Genomic DNA, 17973 nt, shown 5'->3' with positions numbered 1-17973 from the left:
CCATTCAGGAGACAGAATATGTCGACCGTTGCCGTTACCGACGATACCTTTGACGCCGAAGTCAAAAACTCTGATGTCCCCGTTGTGGTGGATTTCTGGGCCGAATGGTGTGGCCCCTGTAAACAAATCGGCCCCGCTCTGGAAGAACTGGCCAACGAATACGGCGGCAAAATCAAAATTGCCAAGGTAGACGTGGACAGCAACCCGAACGCCGCTGCCGCCATGGGTGTGCGTGGCATTCCTGCTCTGTTCATCTTCAAGGACGGTCAGGTTGTGTCGAACCGCGCCGGTGCGGCCCCCAAAGCCGCACTGCAAAGCTGGATCGACGAATCCATCTGATCCGATGTGATCGGTATTGAACAAGGGCGTCCGAATTCGGGCGCCCTTATTTGTGACTGGCTCAATTGGGCCATCAATACAGGGAAAGCAAATGGCGAAAACACGGGTTCTGGTGGAATTCGGGATGGGCACATCCCTGCGGCGCGAGGATTATACCGAGGCTGCGCTGCGGGCTATCAAGGATGCGCTGTGGCACAACTCAGTAAACATGGCCGAGCTGTTCGACTTTCCGAAAGAGGCGATGATCATTGACGCCGAAGTGGGTGTACAGCAGCCCGACAAGGTCGACACCGAGGCGCTGAAGGCGATCTTTCCCTATGGCCAGCCTAACATCACTGTGACCAAGGGCGGATTGGATATTGATAAACCCCACACCGATGGCCGCACCGTGATCGCCAACGCCGCCGTCATCGTTTCATTCGATATGGAGCCCGCCCAATGACCGAAAAACGCATCATTCTGGAAATGGGCACCGGCAACGATCTTTATGGTCAGGACTACACCAAAGCCGCCTGTCGCGCCGTGCAGGACGCGCTGCATCATTCGTCGATCACGCTGTTTTCCAAGCTTGGAATCGATCACAAGGAGATGCGGGTTCAGGTGACCATTGCCGTTCAACAACCTGATGAGGTTGACTGTGACAAGGTCGCCGCTGATCTGCCAAGGGGCCGCGCCGAAGTGCGGGCCGTCAAGGGCGGGTTGGATGTCGTGGATGACGCCGCTGGCACGCGCCATGTCATCGCCACAGCCGCGATCGAGGCGTTTTTGCCGGATCAGGCTGGTAAATACGTGCAAAGCTGACAAAGAAAAAGCCGCTCGGATACCCGGGCGGCTGCTTCAAATTCTGGTTCTGATTGCGGGATCAGATTTTTGCGATGTCCGCGCGCGCCAGACCGATGTCTTCCAGCTGTGCGTTGCTCAGACCCGACAGAATCTTGCGCGTCTTGCGGTTTTCGTACCGCTCAACAGCGGAGTCGAAGACATTGATGAATGCATCCACTACGTGCAGGATGGTAGCTGCTCCGAGTGGGGCATGGATGTTTGCAGTTGTTGCCATGTTCCCAGTCCTTGTATCTGAAACAGCCGACCCGTTGTCGGTTGTGAGCCTCATGTAGTCCCACGGGCGGGGACTCACAATTGCTGGTCTGGTAACCCCGGTTTGCGTTTTGTGCATATCTTTTGGGCAGTTGTGCAACGGGTTGCGCCGATCCCGCGCCCGGCCCATATATAGCGACTGAGAACACGGAGGCTTTCATGGCGGACAGCGATTTTCCCGGATGGCACGGGACCACGATCATTGGTGTCAAAAAAGACGGGCAAGTCGTTATTGCCGGGGACGGACAGGTCAGCCTGGGCCAGACCGTGATCAAAGGCACTGCGCGCAAAGTGCGTCGTCTGTCGCCGGGCGGATTTGAAGTTGTCGCCGGGTTTGCGGGATCAACCGCAGATGCGTTTACCCTGCTGGAACGGCTTGAGGCAAAACTGGAAGCAACACCCGGTCAACTGGCCCGTGCCTCGGTCGAGCTGGCCAAGGACTGGCGCACCGACAAGTACCTGCAAAAGCTTGAGGCAATGCTGATCGTCACTGACGGCAAAGACCTGTTGGTCATCACTGGGGCTGGGGATGTGTTGGAGCCTGAACACAACGTGGCGGCCATCGGATCGGGCGGGAACTTTGCCCTGGCCGCAGCACGCGCGATGATGGGCAGCGATAAACCCGCCGAAGAGGTCGCGCGTGAAGCTATGGCGATTGCCGCTGACATCTGCGTCTATACCAATGGCAATCTGACGGTTGAAACGATCACATCATGAGCGAGGTTCTGGCCGCAATATTCGGCGGTGTTATTGGCGGGATATTGGGGCCGATCATTTTTGAAGAGTATAGGTCGTGGAAACACCAAAAAGACTGGAAGGAACCTCGTAAAGAGCTCCTGAAGTCCATGCTCTTGGACCCCAAATTCAAGTTCAAATCTCTAGAACGACTCAGCCGCACTATCGGTTGCACCGAGGATGACACCCGATCGCTGTTGATTGAACTTGGTGCACGCGGAACGATCCTGAGGAAGTCCAAAAAAGAGGGTTGGGTCCTGATTGACAGAGCGCCGCTAAAGGAAGACGTGCGCAATCTGGAAGAAGAAGAGCTCGAAGAAGATCAGCCTTGATGGCTCTACATTATGAAGCTTAGGCCAACAGCGCCGAGATTTCTTTTCCCTTCCAACGCCGGTACATACCGACCAGCCCAAGCAGGGCGGTTGCTATGACGATGTAATAGGGCAGGCGGATGTCGATACTCATCAATCCGCCGCCGACCAGGGACATGACACCGCCGGCAAGACAGAAGACCGCCGTCGTAACGCCCATGACCCAACCTTGATCCGCTTCGCCAACGCTGGACGAAAACAGACCCAGCAGGGTCGGGTAGGCGACGCCAAAGAAGAAATAGAAGAAGAAGACCGGAACATAGCTCAGTACGCCGCTGGGGCTGAAGGCGAAGCCAAAGCCGCAGATCACCATCACCACCAATGAGGTATGGATGATGGAATGCTTGCTGAACCTCTCTTGCGCTGGTTTCACGAGGAATGTGCTGGAAAACGCCAAGGCAAAACCGATGACCACCATAGCCATGCTGCCACCGATGACGCCGTAGCCCCATGCACTGGTCAGGAAATTATCGACGAATACGTAGAACGTGACATTGGCAATCATGAACAGCGCATAGACGGGCAGGATTTTCAGAACCAACGGGTGTTCACGTACCGCGATCAGACTGTCGGTGATATCGCGTGGGCGAAAGACAAATGCCGCGCGCTCGGTGCGGGTGTCCTTGAAGAAAAAACTCACCAGGAAGATGGCGATCATCACCAGAACAAACGCGCCGTAGAACGGCATCTTGAGCGTGGCATAGCTGCCCAGTATCGCTGCATCGGACAGAACAGCCCCGATAATCGGGCCGCCGACCAGACCAAAGCTGACGCCGGTGATGATATACCCCATGTTTCGGTCGCGGTCGGCGGCATCGGTGCTGCCGTCAATCATCGCCGCTTGTGCAATGGGCTGATTACCCGCCGTAAAGCCGGTGATCGACCGACCAACGATCAGCAGAAGCAAACTGTTAAGGTAAAGTGCCGTGATGGTGATGGCATAACCGGCCAGCGCCCCACCTAAACACACCAACAAAGCATTCTTACGCCCGATGGAGTCCGACACTTTCGAGACATAGACCACACCCAAAAACCACGACAGAAAGAAACACCCGATCACCAACCCATAGTAGAAATGGCGCTGGCCCATAGATGTGCTTTCCGGCAGGAACCCGGATTTTGTTTCCATGATCAAAGAGTTGATGATGGGAAAGACCAGCCCTTGTCCGATCAGATCTACAAATACCACGAACAACAACGTAATCTTGGCAATCTTCGTCATGATACACACCTTGGAACTAGTTCCTTAAGGTGAGTGTAACAGACAGGCGCAATGGCACCTAACGCCTTGTCAGAGGCCGGTAATTTACCGGCCTCCGGGCGCAATTCGTCGTTGGGTTACGAAAGCGCTGCAACGCCCAGCGGAACGCCGGCAACGTCACACCAGATGTAAACTTCGTTATAGCCCGAGATATCCATGGTCGGCGGTACCGCATAAGACTGCTTGCCTTTCAGGTTCAGCAACGCCCCCAGTTTCGAGTTCGGGTCATAGGTGCCGTCTTTGCCGAAGGCCACGCGCGGGTCCGGACCGTTATCCAGCGAAAAGTCATCACCCAGCTCAACGATATAGCGCTCACCGTCTTTGACCACTTTGACCGAACCGGTGGTGATATGTTTCGAGCGGCCCTCGAATGTGCCCTTTTTCTTGGCACCGCCGGCGGCAGCGACATTGGCACTGGCCAGAGTCAGAGCGGCGCCCGTTGCAGCGGCATTCAAAAAGAGCGAACGACGAGTCATCATGATGTGGGTCTCCATTTCAAAGTGCAGGCGAACTTGCCCGTCGACGCAGACTATGCGCAGCTATTTTCTGTCTGGCGATTCACATCACCACGATTTTCCGTGTGCAGACCGTGTGTTGGCGTGAGTTTTTCGTGATCAGCTTGTGTTTTTGTGGCTTATGATTAGGTTCCGGTGCGAAACAATTGGATAGAACTCACATGACCGACCTGACCCCGCGCGAGATCGTCTCGGAACTGGACCGTTTCATCATCGGGCAAAAGGATGCCAAACGCGCGGTGGCCGTTGCGTTGCGCAACCGCTGGCGGCGCAAGCAGTTGGCCGACGACATCCGGGACGAGGTCTATCCGAAAAACATCCTGATGATCGGCCCCACCGGTGTCGGCAAGACCGAGATCAGCCGCCGCCTGGCGAAACTGGCCCGCGCGCCCTTTATCAAGGTCGAAGCCACCAAGTTTACCGAAGTGGGTTATGTCGGTCGTGACGTGGAACAGATCGTGCGCGATCTGGCGGACGCCGCGATCCTGCAAACCCGCGAATATATGCGCGAGGATGTCAAAGCCAAGGCGCATCAAGCCGCCGAAGACCGCGTGATCGAGGCCATTGCAGGCACCGATGCCCGCGAAGGCACACGCGAGATGTTCCGCAAAAAGCTGAAAGCGGGCGAGCTGGATGATACGGAGATCGAGCTGGAGCTGTCCGACTCGTCGAACCCGATGCCAATGTTCGATATTCCCGGCCAGCCCGGTAGCCAGATGGGGATGATGAATCTGGGCGATATCTTCGGCAAGGCCTTTGGCGGGCGTACCGTGAAACGCAAAATGACCGTCTCGGAAAGCTATGAAGCGCTGATCGGGGAAGAGGCCGACAAGCTGTTGGATGATGAGATCGTTAACCGCATCGCGCTGGAATCCGTTGAACAGAACGGCATCGTGTTCCTGGATGAGATCGACAAGGTCTGTGCCCGCACTGACGCGCGGGGCGGCGATGTCAGCCGCGAAGGGGTACAGCGCGACCTGTTGCCTTTGATCGAAGGCACGACAGTATCCACCAAGCACGGCCCGGTCAAAACCGACCATATCCTGTTCATCGCGTCGGGTGCGTTCCATATCGCCAAACCGTCGGACCTGCTGCCGGAACTGCAGGGCCGCCTACCGATCCGCGTGGAATTGCGCGCGCTGACCGAAGAAGATTTCGTGCGCATCCTGACAGAAACCGACAACGCGCTGACCCGTCAATACACCGCTTTGATGGGCACCGAAGAGGTCACGGTCAGCTTTACCGATGACGGAATCGCGGCCCTTGCGCGTATCGCAGCTGATGTGAACCAAAGCGTCGAAAACATCGGTGCGCGTCGTTTGTACACGGTGATGGAGCGCGTGTTCGAAGAACTGTCCTTTACCGCGCCCGATCAGGCCGGAATCTCGATCACAGTTGATGCCCAATTCGTGGACGACAATCTGGGCGAATTGACCAAATCCACTGACCTCAGCCGTTACGTTCTGTAACATCGCCAGCCGGTTTTTGCCGCTTTGGCAGCGTTGTGCCGCTGGACGCCGGGCCAGAATGAGATAGCGTAGTCGCAATTCACCCAGAGGGCTGACCAGTGCTGCGCTATTTAATAATTCTGATTACATCCCTGCCGCTAAGTGCCTGTGTCGATCGGACAGTAACCGAGATTGTTCCATCGGCCGTAACTGTCGGAACGCCTGAAAAGATATTCGCAGCCACGACGCGAGCGCGTGAAGCAGATGGAACTTATGGATTCAAGCGTGGGGAAGCGCTGAAGTTTTTGGAAACAACAGTGTCGATCCCGCCATCACACACACCAGGAACATTGAAATTCTCTTATGCGAATCCGAACCCGAAAAAAGAATTTGTTCTTACAAATGTTACCGAACTGGGCGGGCCAAAGGGTTTACGCGAACATTTGCGCGGCGAAGACGATGTTACGATTTTTGTACACGGCTACAACTCGACCCAAACCGAGACGATTTTCCGCGCAGCCCAGCTGACCCATGACATTGGTCTTCCCGGCTCCACGCTGGTTTACTCCTGGCCTAGCCGCGCGACAGGGTATGGATATGCCTACGATCTCGACAGTATGTTGTTCGCACGAGACGGGTTGGAGCAGACGATCCGAAACCTGAAATCAATGGGTGTCAAACGCATTATTCTGGTCGCGCATTCAATGGGTGGTGCCCTGTCAATGGAGATGATGCGACAGGCTGAACTACAAGAACCGGGCTGGGCCAACAGGAACATCGAAGGGGTCATCTTGATTTCCCCTGATCTGGATGTCGACGTGTTTCGGTCGCAGATGAAGCGTATTAAGAACCCACCAGATCCTTTCCTGGTTATGGTTTCGCAAAAAGACAAAATTTTGAATATCTCCGCTCGCCTTCGCGGAACGGATGAGGGCGAGAGATTGGGCAGGATCAGTTCGCTGGAAGCACTCGAAGAGTTCCCGATAAACGTGATTGATACAACTGCGTTCAACAAAGACGCCGAGTCTTCGCATTTCGTTGCCGCCACTTCTCCGGCACTCTTGTCAATTCTCAGTTCGTTGCGACGCGTCAATAATACCTTTGGTCGCGAAGACAGGCCAGGCATCGATATACTGGTGCCGCCCAGCGAGCGTAATCCAGACGGCGCCACGGAAATCGTTCTGACCGAAACAGGGCAGGCTCAGGTCACTACCCCGTGACGCGGTTCAGCCTGCGTCAGTACCTGCAGGACAATGCGGCTTGGCTTGGCGCCGGGGTTTTGCTGACCTTTCTGTCCAGCTTTGGGCAGACCTTCTTCATCTCGATCTTCGCTGGAAACATCCGCGCCGAATTTGGTCTTGGGCACGGCGCGTGGGGCGGTCTTTACTCTTTGGGCACCACCGTTTCGGCCATCGTTATGATCTGGGCTGGCGGGCTGACAGATGCTTTCCGCGTCCGCGTATTGGGGCCCGCCGTTCTGGCCGGTCTGGCCGTGGCGGCAGTTGCCATGGCTGTGAACAGCTGGCTTGTCCTGTTGCCGCTGGTGGTCTTTTTATTGCGCCTGTTCGGACAGGGGATGAGTGTCCATCTGGCACAGGTCGCCATGGCGCGATGGTTCATCGTTACACGTGGCAAAGCCTTGTCGATTGCATCGGTCGGCTACGCGATTGGTGAAGCACTGCTGCCGCTGGCATTTGTGGCTGCGATGGCGTTTCTGGACTGGCGATGGCTGTGGGTGCTGTCCGCAGTGTTCGTCCTGATGGGGATACCCGTTCTGACACGGCTTTTGCGTCAGGAGCGCACGCCGCAGAGTCTGGCGGATGCCTATTCAGCGACAGGGATGCAGGGCCGCCATTGGACCCGGAAAGACGCGTTGTTTCATCCGCTGTTCTGGTTCATGGCCCCGACTATACTGGCCCCATCGGCCTTTATCACCGCGTTTTTCTTTCATCAGGTGCATCTTGCCCAAGTCAAGGGCTGGCAGCATATCGAACTGGTCGCCCTGTTTCCGGTTTTCACCGGCGTATCCTTGATTGGGATGTTTGCGGCTGGCTGGGCGCTGGACAAATGGGGCACCGCGAGGCTGATGCCTTTTTACCAAATCCCGATCGCAATTGGTTTTGTGATCGCAGGAATGACAAACTCGATCGGCGGGGCCCTGATTGCAATGATCTTTCTGGGCCTGACGGTTGGAGCAAACAACACGCTACCAAGCGCCTTTTGGGCTGAATTCTACGGCACCAGGCACATCGGGGCGATCAAGGCGATGGCCACAGCAGTTATGGTTTTAGGATCAGCAATCGGCCCCGGCCTTACCGGGATATTGATCGACGCCGGTATACCGCTGAGCACACAGTTCCTGTGGATCGGCGGTGTTTTCATTCTTGTATGCCTGTCGGCTAAAATCGGAATTACGCGCGCTGTGCGCACGCTTTAACGCGTCCGGCGCAGATAGACGTAATAGGCCCCTTCCCCACCGTGGCTGATATGGGCCGGGGTCACCTGCAGAACCGCCTGTGCAAGCGGCGGCAAGGCCAACCACTGCGGCACCTGATTGCGCAATACGCCGCGTGGAGTTGGGATTGGGCCGGGTTCATCCCTGTCCTTGCCCTTTCCGGTGACAACCAGAACAAGGCGCTTACCTGACGCCTGGGCCGTCAGAATAAACCGGGTCAGCGCCGGATACGCGGTGTCCATGCGCATGCCATGCAAGTCCAGTTTTCCTTCAGGCTTGATCTTGCCGCGTTTCATACGGCCAAATGCCTTGGTGTCCATTTGCACCGGGCTGGTACGCAAATTTTCACTGATCGAGGGCTTTAACGCATTTCGCACGGGTTTACCGGGCGCGTTTTGTCCGACCTCGAATGCCTCAAACCGGGGTTTTGGGGGTTTGTTCGGCTTGGGTTTGGGCAGTGTGACCGGGTGGACCGATTGTGGAATTTCGGGATGCAGCCGCTCAGCCTGTTTGGCAACCTTGCGCCACAGCTCGACCTCGTCTGCCGTCAATTTGCGTCGGGACATCAGAATTCATCCGGCAACAGGGCATAGGCCCGCTGGATCGGCAGCAGCAACACCATCCGCCCCGGATCCCTGAGGCGCCCGGCAGCCTTTCCCGCCTCGTCCCCCGTGCCAAAGAAGATATCCGCGCGCTGCGCCCCTTTGATCGCGGCACCGGTGTCCTGCGCAATCATCAACCTTCGCAACGGGGTCTTGCCGTCCTTTTCCACCCAAACAGGGGCACCCAGCGGCGTATGAGCCGGATCAGCTGCAATACTGCGCATCGTGGTGACCGACCGGTTCATGGCACCCAACGGCCCAAGCTCGGGCGCAACGCGCGAGACCTCGCGGAAGAACACGTAAGAAGGGTTGTGAAACAGCAACTCGGCCCCTGCTTCGGGATTTTTGCGGACCCATGCGCGGATCATCTGAGCACTAACCTCATGCGCACCCAGCGCACCCTGACGAATCAGCTCGGTCCCGATGGAACGATAGGGGTGACCGTTCGCGCCGCCATAGCCGACGCGCAAGGCACTGCCGTCTGGAAGGCGCACACGTCCCGAGCCCTGGATTTGCAGAAAGAACAACTCGACCGGGTCATCCACCCAGGCGATCTCAAGGCCGCGGCCCTGCATCGCGTCGCCCGTCAGGATTTCACGGCGGCTGAGCCAAAGCCCTTCGGCCCGCGCCTCCGGCGGCATTTTGTAGATCGGGTATTTGAACCGGTCGGTCCGGGTTTTGGACCCGTCTAGTTCAGGTTCGAAATAACCGGTGAACAGGGCCTCTTCTCCGTCCTCGACCAGAACTGGACGAAAGAACAGCTCAAAAAACGACCGCGCCGCGTCTGCGTCGTAGGTTCGGGCAACGCGACACAATGCCTGCCAATCCGGATCGTCCAGATCGCCGCAGGTGTTCAGAAATACCGAAAGGGCCGCCCCGTGATCGTCGGCAGCCCATCCATCCAGATCGTCAAAGGAAAGAATTGATCGCGTCGGTTCAGCGCTGGCGGCAGTGGTCATAACTGCCACCAGAAATAGCGACCGGAGCGCGCCAATCATGCGTCCGTGGCAACAAGCAGCCAGTTTGGATCATCAGCGCCCATGACACGGGCAAAGGTCCAGCTGTCCTTTTGGCGTTTAATAGTGTTTGGGTTGCCTTCGATGATATCACCGCCACGATCACGCACGACCGAGGTCAGCTCACCCACAAACCGCATGGTGATTTCCGCCTGGTTTGTGTCTTTGTCGAAGGTCGCATCCGCCAGCGCGGTTTCGCGCACGCCGACAAACTCAGCCTCGATGGTCAGACCCTGATCTTCGCGGGCCGCCACGACTGAAACGAATGTGTCAAACACCTCTTCGGACAGGAAGGGCTGGATTTCATCCAGATTGCCCTTTTCGAACCCCATGACGATCATCTCATAGGCTCCGCGGGCACCCTGCACGAATTCACCAACAGAGAATTCGGGCTCGACCCGCTTCATCGCGGCCAGCGTTTTCGCCTGTTCGCTGTCTTCGGCGACATGGTCTGTGATGTCATGATCCGGCCCGCCTTCGATCACCTCGAAGCCGCGACGCGACTTGTCCGCCTCGGGTTGCTGTTGAACAGGGGGTTTCTCAAAACCCTCACGTGTACCCAGCACGCTTTTCAGGCGCAGGATCAGGAAAACGGCAATTCCGGCCAGGACCAGCAACTGGATCATCGGTTCGTTCATTTCATCCTCTTTTCAGACCGCGACTTTGTATACGCGGCCTCATGCCACTATGTAGGTGACAGATCGTGGCAAGTCCACAGCCCGGCCTAAGGGAAAGGATAACGCAGATGTACCTGTTCTTGGCATTTTTGTTGGTGCCGATCATCGAGATCGCCCTGTTCATACAGGTCGGCGGCCTGATTGGCCTGTGGCCTACGCTGGCGATCGTCGTTCTGACGGCCGTTATCGGCACCTTTATGGTCAGGACACAAGGTCGCATGGCACTGGTCAATTTGCAGCGATCCTTTTCTGAACTGGATGACCCGACCGAGCCTTTGGCCCATGGCGCGATGATCTTGCTGTCTGGTGTTTTGCTGCTGACGCCGGGATTTTTCACCGATGCCGTTGGCTTTGCACTGCTTGTTCCGGGTATTCGGGTGGCCGTATTCAAATACCTGAAATCCAAGGCGACCATCACACAGTTCCAGATGGGCACCGGCGCGCAGTTCCGCACTGGTCCCACCCCGTTTGATCAGGATGACGTGATCGACGGAGATTTTACCGAAGTTCGCCCGCGTCAGAACCCCTCAAAGCCATCCAAATGGGTCGAAGGTCCACCCCAGCATTGAGGTGCCGCGCCCAACTTGCTAAGCAGTGGCAAATTTCATTTTCGGAGTAGATCCATGGCTGACGAAAGCCCTGCAGAAAACACCGCGGCACAGACCGCCCCTCAGATCCAGATGCGCGTTCTGGGACAGTTCATTCGCGATATGTCTTTTGAAAACGTGATGGCGCAAAAAGGCGTGTCTGGTGACGTTCAGCCCGAGATTGCCGTTCAGGTGAACCTGGACGCCAAAAAGCGCCCGACCGAGCATCAGTACGAAGTTGCCGTCAAACTGAACCTGACCTCCAAAGCTAAGGGCATGGAAGACGTTCTGTTCCTGTGCGAACTTGATTATTGCGGCCTGTTCCACATCGAAGGCGTGGCAGAAGACCAGTTGCACCCATTCCTGATGATCGAATGCCCGCGCATGCTGTTCCCGTTCCTGCGCCGCATTGTCAGCGACATCACCCGTGACGGTGGTTTCCCGCCGGTCAACCTGGACAATATCGACTTTGTTGCGCTGTACCGCAACGAGCTGATGCGCCGTCAGGCCGAAACCGAAAAAACCGAAGCCTAATCGGTACGACCCGCGCCGGGCAGGGGCTCAGGCGCGGGTCCACAGGGCGTTTTCGCCCAGCTTCTCCACAAATGTTTCATGTGCCGCGCGTTCTTCCGCGGTGATTTTCGACGCCAGCGGCGTCGGGCGCGATGTTGGCCGCCAATCGCTCCCTCCGCCACCGGCAGTAGCCGCGCTGGTGGACAGGCCAAAGTCTGGCTGTCGCCCGCCAATCAGTTCCAGGTAAACCTCGGCCAGAATTTCCGAGTCGAGCAGCGCCCCGTGCAGCACCCGGTTCGTATTGTCGATGTTGAACCGACGGCACAATGCATCCAGAGACGCGGGTGAGCCGGGAAACCGTTTGCGCGCAATTGCCAACGTGTCCATTGCCTGATCCATCGGCAGCTGGGGCAATCCCATCCATCTGAGTTCCGCATTCAGGAATTTCATGTCGAAGGATGCGTTGTGGATTACCAGTTTGGAATCCTGAATGAAATCAAGGAAGCCCTGACCCACCTTGGCAAAAACCGGCTTGTCTTTCAGCGTGACCTCACCCTTTTCCGGGGGGCGCGGAATGTCCAGCAGGTCGGGACCGATACCGTGCACACCAAATGCCTCTTCGGGCATCGAACGCTCGGGGTTGATGTAGACGTGATAGGTCTCACCCGTGGCCATATGGTTCCACAGTTCGACTGCGCCGATTTCTACGATCCGGTCACCGCTTTCGGGATCAAACCCCGTGGTTTCGGTATCGAGTACAATTTCACGCATTAGCCATCCCCGCCCGTATCTGCCTGACCACATCCTGCACCTGTGCGCGGGCGTGGTCCAGTGTGTCCGTCACGATCACAAAGTCCGACCGCGCGCATTTTTCGTCATTGGGCATCTGCTTGGCGCGGATCTGTTCGAACTGCGCCTCAGTCATCGTTCCGCGCTCCATCACACGTCGCTTTTGCTCGTCCGCCGGGATCTGAACACAAGCAACCGCATCCATCGTCGCATTGCCGCCTGTTTCAAACAACAAGGGTATGTCGAAAACCAGAATGTCCGCCGTGGCGCTATCCCGAAAACCCGCCCGGTCGGTGGCCACCAAAGGGTGCACGATGCTTTCGATCACTTTCAATGCCGCCGGATCCAAGGATATGGCTTGTTTCACGGCATCCCGGCTGACCGCGCCATCAACAATTGCCTCAGGAAACGCATCGCGCATCAGTTCTACCGCAGCGCCGCCCGCTGAATACAGCCGATGCACAGCTGCATCCGCATCCCACAGCGCACAGCCTTCGTCCACGAACATTTGCGCCGTGGTGCTTTTGCCCATTCCGATCGAGCCTGTCAGGCCAAGAGCAAAACTCATCCCAGCACCGTGGCGCGCAACTCATCCGTTACCTCGGGTCGCTTACCAAACCAACGCTCAAAGCCCGGAACCGCCTGGTGCAACAACATGCCCAGACCATCGACTGTTGTGCACCCGGCCTCTTCGGCCGCTTGCAGAAGTTTGGTTTTCAGAGGGGCGTAGACAAGGTCGGTAACCACAGCGCCCGGCTGCAACCCATCTAACGGCACCCGCAATTCGGGCTGTCCCTGCATACCCAGCGATGTGGTGTTCACCACCAGTTCCGCATTCTCGATCACATTGCCGGCCTTGACCCAATCAATCACGGTTATGCGCGGCCCAAATTCTTCTTTCAATTGGTCGGCCCGGGCACACGTGCGGTTGGTTAGCATAATCTCGGGCACTCCGGCATCTACCAGGGCCTGTAAAACGGCGCGCGCAGCACCGCCCGCGCCGAAAACCACGGCTGGCCCGTCCTGCGGGTTCCAGTCGGGCGCCCCTGCAAGCAGGTTTTCCATAAATCCGTAGCCGTCGGTGTTATCTGCATGGATCGAGCCATCAGGCTGAAAGACAAGTGTATTCGCCGCACCAATCTTTGCCGCCCGATCTGACACGTGATCCGCAATCTGCAAGGCGGCTTCTTTATGGGGGACGGTTACATTTGCACCGACATACCCGGCTTTGGGCAGGGTCCGCAGAACACTCTCCAAATCCTCGGGTGCGACATCCATAGGGACATAGTGCCCGGGCAGCCCATAGGTCTTTAGCCAATGTCCATGCAGTTTAGGGGATTTTGAATGTCCAATCGGATGCCCAATTACGCCGGCCAAAGGAATTTGGTTATCCGTCATTGATCAATCACCCCTTTAACAGCTAGAAAATTCAGCAACTCCAACAGGGGCATACCCAAAACATTAAAATAGTCGCCGTCAATGGTCGCGAAAAGGCGCACACCTTCTTCCTCAAGCTTATAAGCCCCGACCGCATGGCGAATGCTGTCCCAGTTGCGATCTATGTAGTCACGTAGATAGGCATCGGAACTCATCCGCATGCGCAGACGTACCTGACCAACATGGCGCCAGATCGGTTCACCGTTCTGATAAATCACGGCCGCAGACAACAGCATATGTCGCTTGCCCCGCATTCCCTTCAACTGCGCCAGCGCGTCTTGGGGCGTTTCTGGTTTCGACAAAAGCTGGCCATCGAAGTCCAGCACCTGATCACAGCCCAGAACCATCGCGTCCGGGTTCTTGTCGCTAACCTTGCGGGCCTTCATTTCGGCCAAAGTGTCTGCGATATCCCGAGGGGGAGCGTCTTCGGCCAACAGGGCGCGTTTGGCAGTATCCTCATCCACGCGCGCGGTTTCCACCGTGAACGGCACGCCCGCATTGCGCAAAAGCTGCGCACGGATAGATGACCCCGAGGCAAGGATGATGGGGACAGACATGTGGAAAACCCCTGAGCAAATCGTTGAGCGTTCTAGGATGGTTTGTATGGTTTTCCGGTTGACACGCAACCCCGGGAATTTCGCCTGAAACTTCCCTGAGTCGTTCGAAGACCGTCCTTTTGGGACAAGGATAACTTTGCTGCGCGGGAAAACTGGGATTTCCTGTCTTACCCAACGAGTTATCCCCAGATAAATTTGAATGATTTTTGCCTAAGACACTGAATTTAAATCATAAAAATTAAAATCAACAGAATCACCCATTCGCGGCACAATTCTATCCACCTGGGGAAAACACTTGCGTAAAAAAGTAATCCACGGAATTTACTCACCCTACAAAACCATCATCCTTTTTCTTTTCCTATTTTTTTATTAGGGAGGGTTCCAACCAACGTCCGGAGCCAGAATGACCGATCTTCTTTTCACGATTTACCCGTGGGTGAAGTCATTGCACATCATGGCTGTGATCTCATGGATGGCAGGTTTGTTCTATTTGCCCAGACTGTACGTCTATCACGTTGAGAAAGCCCAAAAGGTCGAAGGCGCAGAAACCATCTTCTTTGAGATGGAAGAGAAGCTGCTGCGTGTGATCATGCGACCCGCGATGTATGTAGCCTGGCTTTGCGGGTTGATCATGGTGTTCACGCCCGGCATTGTCGGGTGGGATTGGTCCTGGCCCTGGATCAAGGGTGCTGCCGTAATTGGCATGACCTGGTTCCATCATTGGTTGATGGCGAGACGTAGGGATTTCCTGGAAGGCCGAAACAAGCTCACTGGACGGCAGTTTCGCATGATGAACGAGGTTCCCACCGTTCTGATGGTTATCATCGTTCTGGCGGTCGTTGTGAAGTTCTGAGGGCCTGTTTGACTCCGACGGCCCGCGCGCTTATGTAGGGATCAACACGCCCGTCCGGGCGGCGTATCTTCCGTACTGAAATTCCACTTCGTGCCGCAATGTCAGCGGCGAAGGTATATATCATGTCCACTGAATCCCTGAATCTGGCCGACCTGAAGGCCAAAAGCCCCAAAGACCTTCTGGCGATGGCCGAAGAGCTGGAGATCGAAAACGCCTCGACCATGCGGAAAGGCGAAATGATGTTCCAGATTCTGCGCGAACGCGCGGATGAAGGCTGGACCGTTGGCGGCGACGGCGTGCTGGAAGTGCTGCAAGACGGCTTTGGCTTTCTGCGCTCGCCCGAGGCGAACTATTTGCCAGGTCCGGATGATATCTATGTCTCACCCGACATGATCCGCCAGCATTCCTTGCGCACCGGTGATACGGTCGAAGGGGATATCAAAGCGCCTGATGACAATGAGCGTTACTTTGCGCTTATCAAGGTCACCAAGATCAACTTTGAAGAACCGGAAAAAGCCAGACACAAGATCGCGTTTGACAACCTGACGCCGCTCTATCCCGATGAACGCCTGAAGATGGAGATCGAGGATCCCACCATCAAGGACAAGTCGGCGCGTGTGATCGATCTGGTGGCCCCGATCGGTAAAGGCCAGCGATCGCTGATTGTGGCGCCGCCGCGGACCGGTAAAACTGTGATCCTGCAGAACATCGCGCATTCGATCGAACAGAACCACCCAGAGTGCTATCTGATCGTTCTGCTGATCGACGAACGCCCCGAAGAGGTGACCGACATGCAGCGTTCGGTGAAGGGGGAAGTTGTATCTTCAACCTTCGACGAACCCGCAACGCGCCACGTGGCCGTGTCTGAGATGGTGATCGAAAAAGCCAAGCGTTTGGTCGAGCATAAACGAGATGTTGTTATTCTTCTCGACTCGATCACAAGACTTGGTAGGGCCTTCAACACTGTGGTACCATCTTCGGGTAAAGTTCTGACCGGTGGTGTGGACGCGAATGCTTTGCAACGGCCCAAGCGGTTCTTTGGTGCTGCGCGGAATATCGAAGAGGGTGGCTCGCTGACTATCATCGCCACAGCGCTGATCGACACTGGTAGCCGGATGGACGAAGTGATCTTTGAAGAATTCAAAGGCACCGGTAACTCGGAAATCGTTCTGGATCGCAAGATCGCAGATAAGCGCGTGTTCCCGGCCATCGACATCCTCAAGTCCGGCACCCGGAAAGAGGATCTGCTGGTCGACAAGGGCGATCTGGCCAAGACATTCGTCTTGCGTCGTATCCTCAATCCGATGGGCACAACCGACGCGGTCGAGTTCCTGTTGTCCAAGTTGAAACAGACCAAGACGAACGGTGAGTTCTTCGATTCGATGAACACCTGACACAGGTCTTAAACGACGCGAGGCCTTCGAATGGATACGATATTCGCCTTGGCCAGCGCGCAGGGCAAAGCCGGGGTGGCGGTCATCCGCCTCTCGGGACCACACGCGCATTCCGCAGCTGCCAGCTTAACCGGAAGCCCGCTGCCGTCCCGTGGTATGCGGGTCCGGTCGTTATATGCCGCGGATGGCGCAAGGTTGGATGACGGGCTGGTTCTGACCTTTCAGGCGCCGGCCAGTTTTACCGGCGAAGACGTGGCCGAACTGCAGATCCATGGTAGCACTGCTTCGGTGAACGCAGTGATGCGGTGCCTGTCCGATATGGACGGGCTGCGGCTGGCGGAGCCTGGTGAGTTCACCCGACGCGCGCTGGAAAACGGCAAGATGGACCTGACGCAGGTCGAAGGTCTTGCCGACCTGATTGATGCAGAAACCGAGGCGCAGCGCAAACAAGCGCAAACAATTCTGGCTGGTGATTTGGGTGTACTGGCGGAACGGTGGCGACGCGATCTGATACGTGCTGCATCCTTGCTGGAAGCCGTCATTGATTTCGCGGATGAGGACATTCCAACAGATGTTACACCCGAGGTTAAATCCCTTGTGACGGGTGTCATGGCTGATCTGCAACGTGAAGCAGATGGCGTAAAGATTGCAGAGCGCATTCGAACAGGGTTTGAAGTCGCGATTGTTGGTCTTCCGAATGCCGGTAAATCAACCTTGCTAAATGCTTTGGCAGGGCGAGAGGCAGCGATTACTTCGGAATATGCCGGAACTACTCGCGATGTGATCGAGGTTCGAATGGATCTTGCAGGACTTCCGGTCACGTTGCTGGACACCGCAGGATTGCGGGAAACTGAGGATCACGTCGAAAGCTTGGGAATCGAACTGGCAAGAAAGCGCGCCGATTTAGCTGATTTGCGTGTGTTTCTGACAGATGACCCGAAGGACCTGGGTGTTCAGATGATGAATGGCGATATACAGGTTTTGCCGAAATCTGATCTTCGAGATCCATCCGAAGGTGGAATATCCGGAAAAACCGGGCAGGGTATTGATCAACTCATTTCCCAGATTTCGGATGTACTTAGTACCCGAACTACAAGCAGTGGTATTGCGACGCGGGAAAGGCACCGGATTGCCTTGATCAAATCGCGAGAATCCCTGAGTTCTGCTATGGCGGTTCTGGAATCAGGTCCAGACTTGTATGATATCGCAGCAGAAGAATTACGCACGGCGATCCGTGCCCTAGAAACCTTGGTTGGCAGAATCGGTGTTGAAGACCTTTTGGATGAGATCTTCTCGAGTTTCTGCCTGGGTAAGTAAGGAGTGTTTCAC

23 protein-coding genes are annotated in these 17973 nt (G+C 56.2%); 13 read left to right on the top strand and 10 right to left on the bottom strand.

Translation table 11 applies throughout. The annotated features are described in order from the left end of the window. Positions 1-18 precede the first annotated feature (18 nt). The 3 genes from trxA to AC2FJE_RS06030 all read left to right on the top strand — a co-directional run bounded on the left by trxA (position 19) and on the right by AC2FJE_RS06030 (position 1140). Positions 19-339 (top strand): thioredoxin, encoded by a 321-nt coding sequence (trxA, locus tag AC2FJE_RS06040; RefSeq protein ID WP_058275159.1) that lies wholly within the window; start codon positions 19-21, stop codon positions 337-339. A 91-nt stretch (positions 340-430) separates the two neighbouring features. Next, entirely contained in the window at positions 431-781 is a 351-nt protein-coding gene (locus AC2FJE_RS06035; protein WP_496760760.1) for a Lin0512 family protein, read from the top strand. Beyond that, positions 778-1140 carry a Lin0512 family protein gene (locus AC2FJE_RS06030; RefSeq protein ID WP_496760759.1) on the top strand — a complete coding sequence of 121 codons (363 nt, stop codon included), beginning with the start codon at positions 778-780 and terminating at the stop codon, positions 1138-1140. The genes AC2FJE_RS06035 and AC2FJE_RS06030 overlap by 4 nt, the downstream gene beginning before the upstream one ends. Before the next feature lie 61 nt (positions 1141-1201). On the opposite strand, the gene AC2FJE_RS06025 is transcribed toward AC2FJE_RS06030, so the two are convergent. Further along, positions 1202-1396 carry a DUF1127 domain-containing protein gene (locus AC2FJE_RS06025; RefSeq protein ID WP_496760758.1) on the bottom strand — a complete coding sequence of 65 codons (195 nt, stop codon included), beginning with the start codon at positions 1394-1396 and terminating at the stop codon, positions 1202-1204. A gap of 197 nt (positions 1397-1593) precedes the next feature. Between AC2FJE_RS06025 and hslV the strand changes: the two genes are divergently transcribed. Continuing rightward, positions 1594-2151, top strand: a complete 558-nt coding sequence (gene hslV, locus AC2FJE_RS06020; protein WP_496755512.1) for an ATP-dependent protease subunit HslV — start codon at positions 1594-1596, stop codon at positions 2149-2151. Further along, positions 2148-2501: a hypothetical protein gene (locus AC2FJE_RS06015; protein WP_496755511.1), complete on the top strand. Its 354-nt coding sequence runs from the start codon at positions 2148-2150 to the stop codon at positions 2499-2501. The genes hslV and AC2FJE_RS06015 overlap by 4 nt, the downstream gene beginning before the upstream one ends. Before the next feature lie 19 nt (positions 2502-2520). Here the strand turns inward: AC2FJE_RS06015 and AC2FJE_RS06010 are convergent, their stop codons facing one another. Both AC2FJE_RS06010 and AC2FJE_RS06005 read right to left on the bottom strand, forming a co-directional pair. Next, entirely contained in the window at positions 2521-3762 is a 1242-nt protein-coding gene (locus AC2FJE_RS06010) for an MFS transporter (RefSeq protein WP_058275153.1), read from the bottom strand. Between the two features lie 116 nt (positions 3763-3878). Further along, a complete protein-coding gene (locus tag AC2FJE_RS06005; protein WP_058279372.1) occupies positions 3879-4280 on the bottom strand; it encodes a DM13 domain-containing protein in 402 nt (133 codons plus the stop codon). A 197-nt stretch (positions 4281-4477) separates the two neighbouring features. Between AC2FJE_RS06005 and hslU the strand changes: the two genes are divergently transcribed. The 3 genes from hslU (at position 4478) to AC2FJE_RS05990 (ending at position 8201) form a co-directional block, all read left to right on the top strand. Next, positions 4478-5785 carry an ATP-dependent protease ATPase subunit HslU gene (gene hslU, locus AC2FJE_RS06000; RefSeq protein ID WP_108860507.1) on the top strand — a complete coding sequence of 436 codons (1308 nt, stop codon included), beginning with the start codon at positions 4478-4480 and terminating at the stop codon, positions 5783-5785. A gap of 98 nt (positions 5786-5883) precedes the next feature. After that, positions 5884-6984, top strand: coding sequence for an alpha/beta hydrolase (locus AC2FJE_RS05995; protein ID WP_282119805.1), 1101 nt, complete (start codon positions 5884-5886; stop codon positions 6982-6984). Continuing rightward, entirely contained in the window at positions 6981-8201 is a 1221-nt protein-coding gene (locus AC2FJE_RS05990; protein WP_496755510.1) for an MFS transporter, read from the top strand. Before AC2FJE_RS05995 ends, AC2FJE_RS05990 begins: the two co-directional genes overlap by 4 nt. On the opposite strand, the gene AC2FJE_RS05985 is transcribed toward AC2FJE_RS05990, so the two are convergent. From AC2FJE_RS05985 to AC2FJE_RS05975, 3 genes are read right to left on the bottom strand one after another with little or no spacing between them, the layout of a single operon-like run. Then, positions 8198-8785 (bottom strand): Smr/MutS family protein, encoded by a 588-nt coding sequence (locus tag AC2FJE_RS05985; protein ID WP_472722492.1) that lies wholly within the window; start codon positions 8783-8785, stop codon positions 8198-8200. The two genes, AC2FJE_RS05990 and AC2FJE_RS05985, sit on opposite strands and share 4 nt — an antisense overlap. Next, positions 8785-9819, bottom strand: coding sequence for a murein transglycosylase A (gene mltA, locus AC2FJE_RS05980; RefSeq protein WP_282119802.1), 1035 nt, complete (start codon positions 9817-9819; stop codon positions 8785-8787). Before mltA ends, AC2FJE_RS05985 begins: the two co-directional genes overlap by 1 nt. Continuing rightward, positions 9816-10475, bottom strand: a complete 660-nt coding sequence (locus AC2FJE_RS05975) for a Tim44/TimA family putative adaptor protein (protein WP_282119801.1) — start codon at positions 10473-10475, stop codon at positions 9816-9818. The genes mltA and AC2FJE_RS05975 overlap by 4 nt, the downstream gene beginning before the upstream one ends. A 107-nt stretch (positions 10476-10582) precedes the next feature. Between AC2FJE_RS05975 and AC2FJE_RS05970 the strand changes: the two genes are divergently transcribed. Together AC2FJE_RS05970 and secB are read left to right on the top strand one after the other, a co-directional pair. Beyond that, entirely contained in the window at positions 10583-11083 is a 501-nt protein-coding gene (locus AC2FJE_RS05970) for an FxsA family protein (RefSeq protein WP_282170582.1), read from the top strand. Between the two features lie 54 nt (positions 11084-11137). Beyond that, positions 11138-11635, top strand: a complete 498-nt coding sequence (secB, locus tag AC2FJE_RS05965; protein ID WP_058275145.1) for a protein-export chaperone SecB — start codon at positions 11138-11140, stop codon at positions 11633-11635. A 27-nt stretch (positions 11636-11662) separates the two neighbouring features. Here the strand turns inward: secB and dnaQ are convergent, their stop codons facing one another. The 4 genes from dnaQ to AC2FJE_RS05945 are packed head-to-tail and all read right to left on the bottom strand — an operon-like array spanning position 11663 to position 14397. Next, complete coding sequence (dnaQ, locus tag AC2FJE_RS05960; RefSeq protein WP_496760757.1) at positions 11663-12385, bottom strand: DNA polymerase III subunit epsilon; 723 nt, start codon at positions 12383-12385, stop codon at positions 11663-11665. Continuing rightward, positions 12378-12971, bottom strand: a complete 594-nt coding sequence (coaE, locus tag AC2FJE_RS05955) for a dephospho-CoA kinase (protein WP_496760756.1) — start codon at positions 12969-12971, stop codon at positions 12378-12380. Before coaE ends, dnaQ begins: the two co-directional genes overlap by 8 nt. Further along, positions 12968-13801, bottom strand: a complete 834-nt coding sequence (locus AC2FJE_RS05950; RefSeq protein ID WP_496760755.1) for a shikimate dehydrogenase — start codon at positions 13799-13801, stop codon at positions 12968-12970. Before AC2FJE_RS05950 ends, coaE begins: the two co-directional genes overlap by 4 nt. Continuing rightward, positions 13798-14397 carry a Maf family protein gene (locus tag AC2FJE_RS05945; protein WP_496697593.1) on the bottom strand — a complete coding sequence of 200 codons (600 nt, stop codon included), beginning with the start codon at positions 14395-14397 and terminating at the stop codon, positions 13798-13800. The genes AC2FJE_RS05950 and AC2FJE_RS05945 overlap by 4 nt, the downstream gene beginning before the upstream one ends. Positions 14398-14800: 403 nt before the next feature. Between AC2FJE_RS05945 and AC2FJE_RS05940 the strand changes: the two genes are divergently transcribed. The 3 genes from AC2FJE_RS05940 (at position 14801) to mnmE (ending at position 17961) form a co-directional block, all read left to right on the top strand. Continuing rightward, positions 14801-15250, top strand: a complete 450-nt coding sequence (locus AC2FJE_RS05940; RefSeq protein ID WP_282170586.1) for a CopD family protein — start codon at positions 14801-14803, stop codon at positions 15248-15250. A 122-nt stretch (positions 15251-15372) separates the two neighbouring features. Then, on the top strand, positions 15373-16644 hold the full coding sequence (gene rho, locus AC2FJE_RS05935; RefSeq protein WP_058275260.1) for a transcription termination factor Rho: 1272 nt from the start codon (positions 15373-15375) through the stop codon (positions 16642-16644). Between the two features lie 30 nt (positions 16645-16674). Further along, positions 16675-17961 (top strand): tRNA uridine-5-carboxymethylaminomethyl(34) synthesis GTPase MnmE, encoded by a 1287-nt coding sequence (gene mnmE / locus AC2FJE_RS05930; RefSeq protein ID WP_496755507.1) that lies wholly within the window; start codon positions 16675-16677, stop codon positions 17959-17961. Positions 17962-17973 lie beyond the last annotated feature (12 nt).

It is taken from the genome of Ruegeria sp. CDSC002, assembly GCF_059610905.1.
This window is presented reverse-complemented; position numbering and strand designations above follow the sequence as displayed.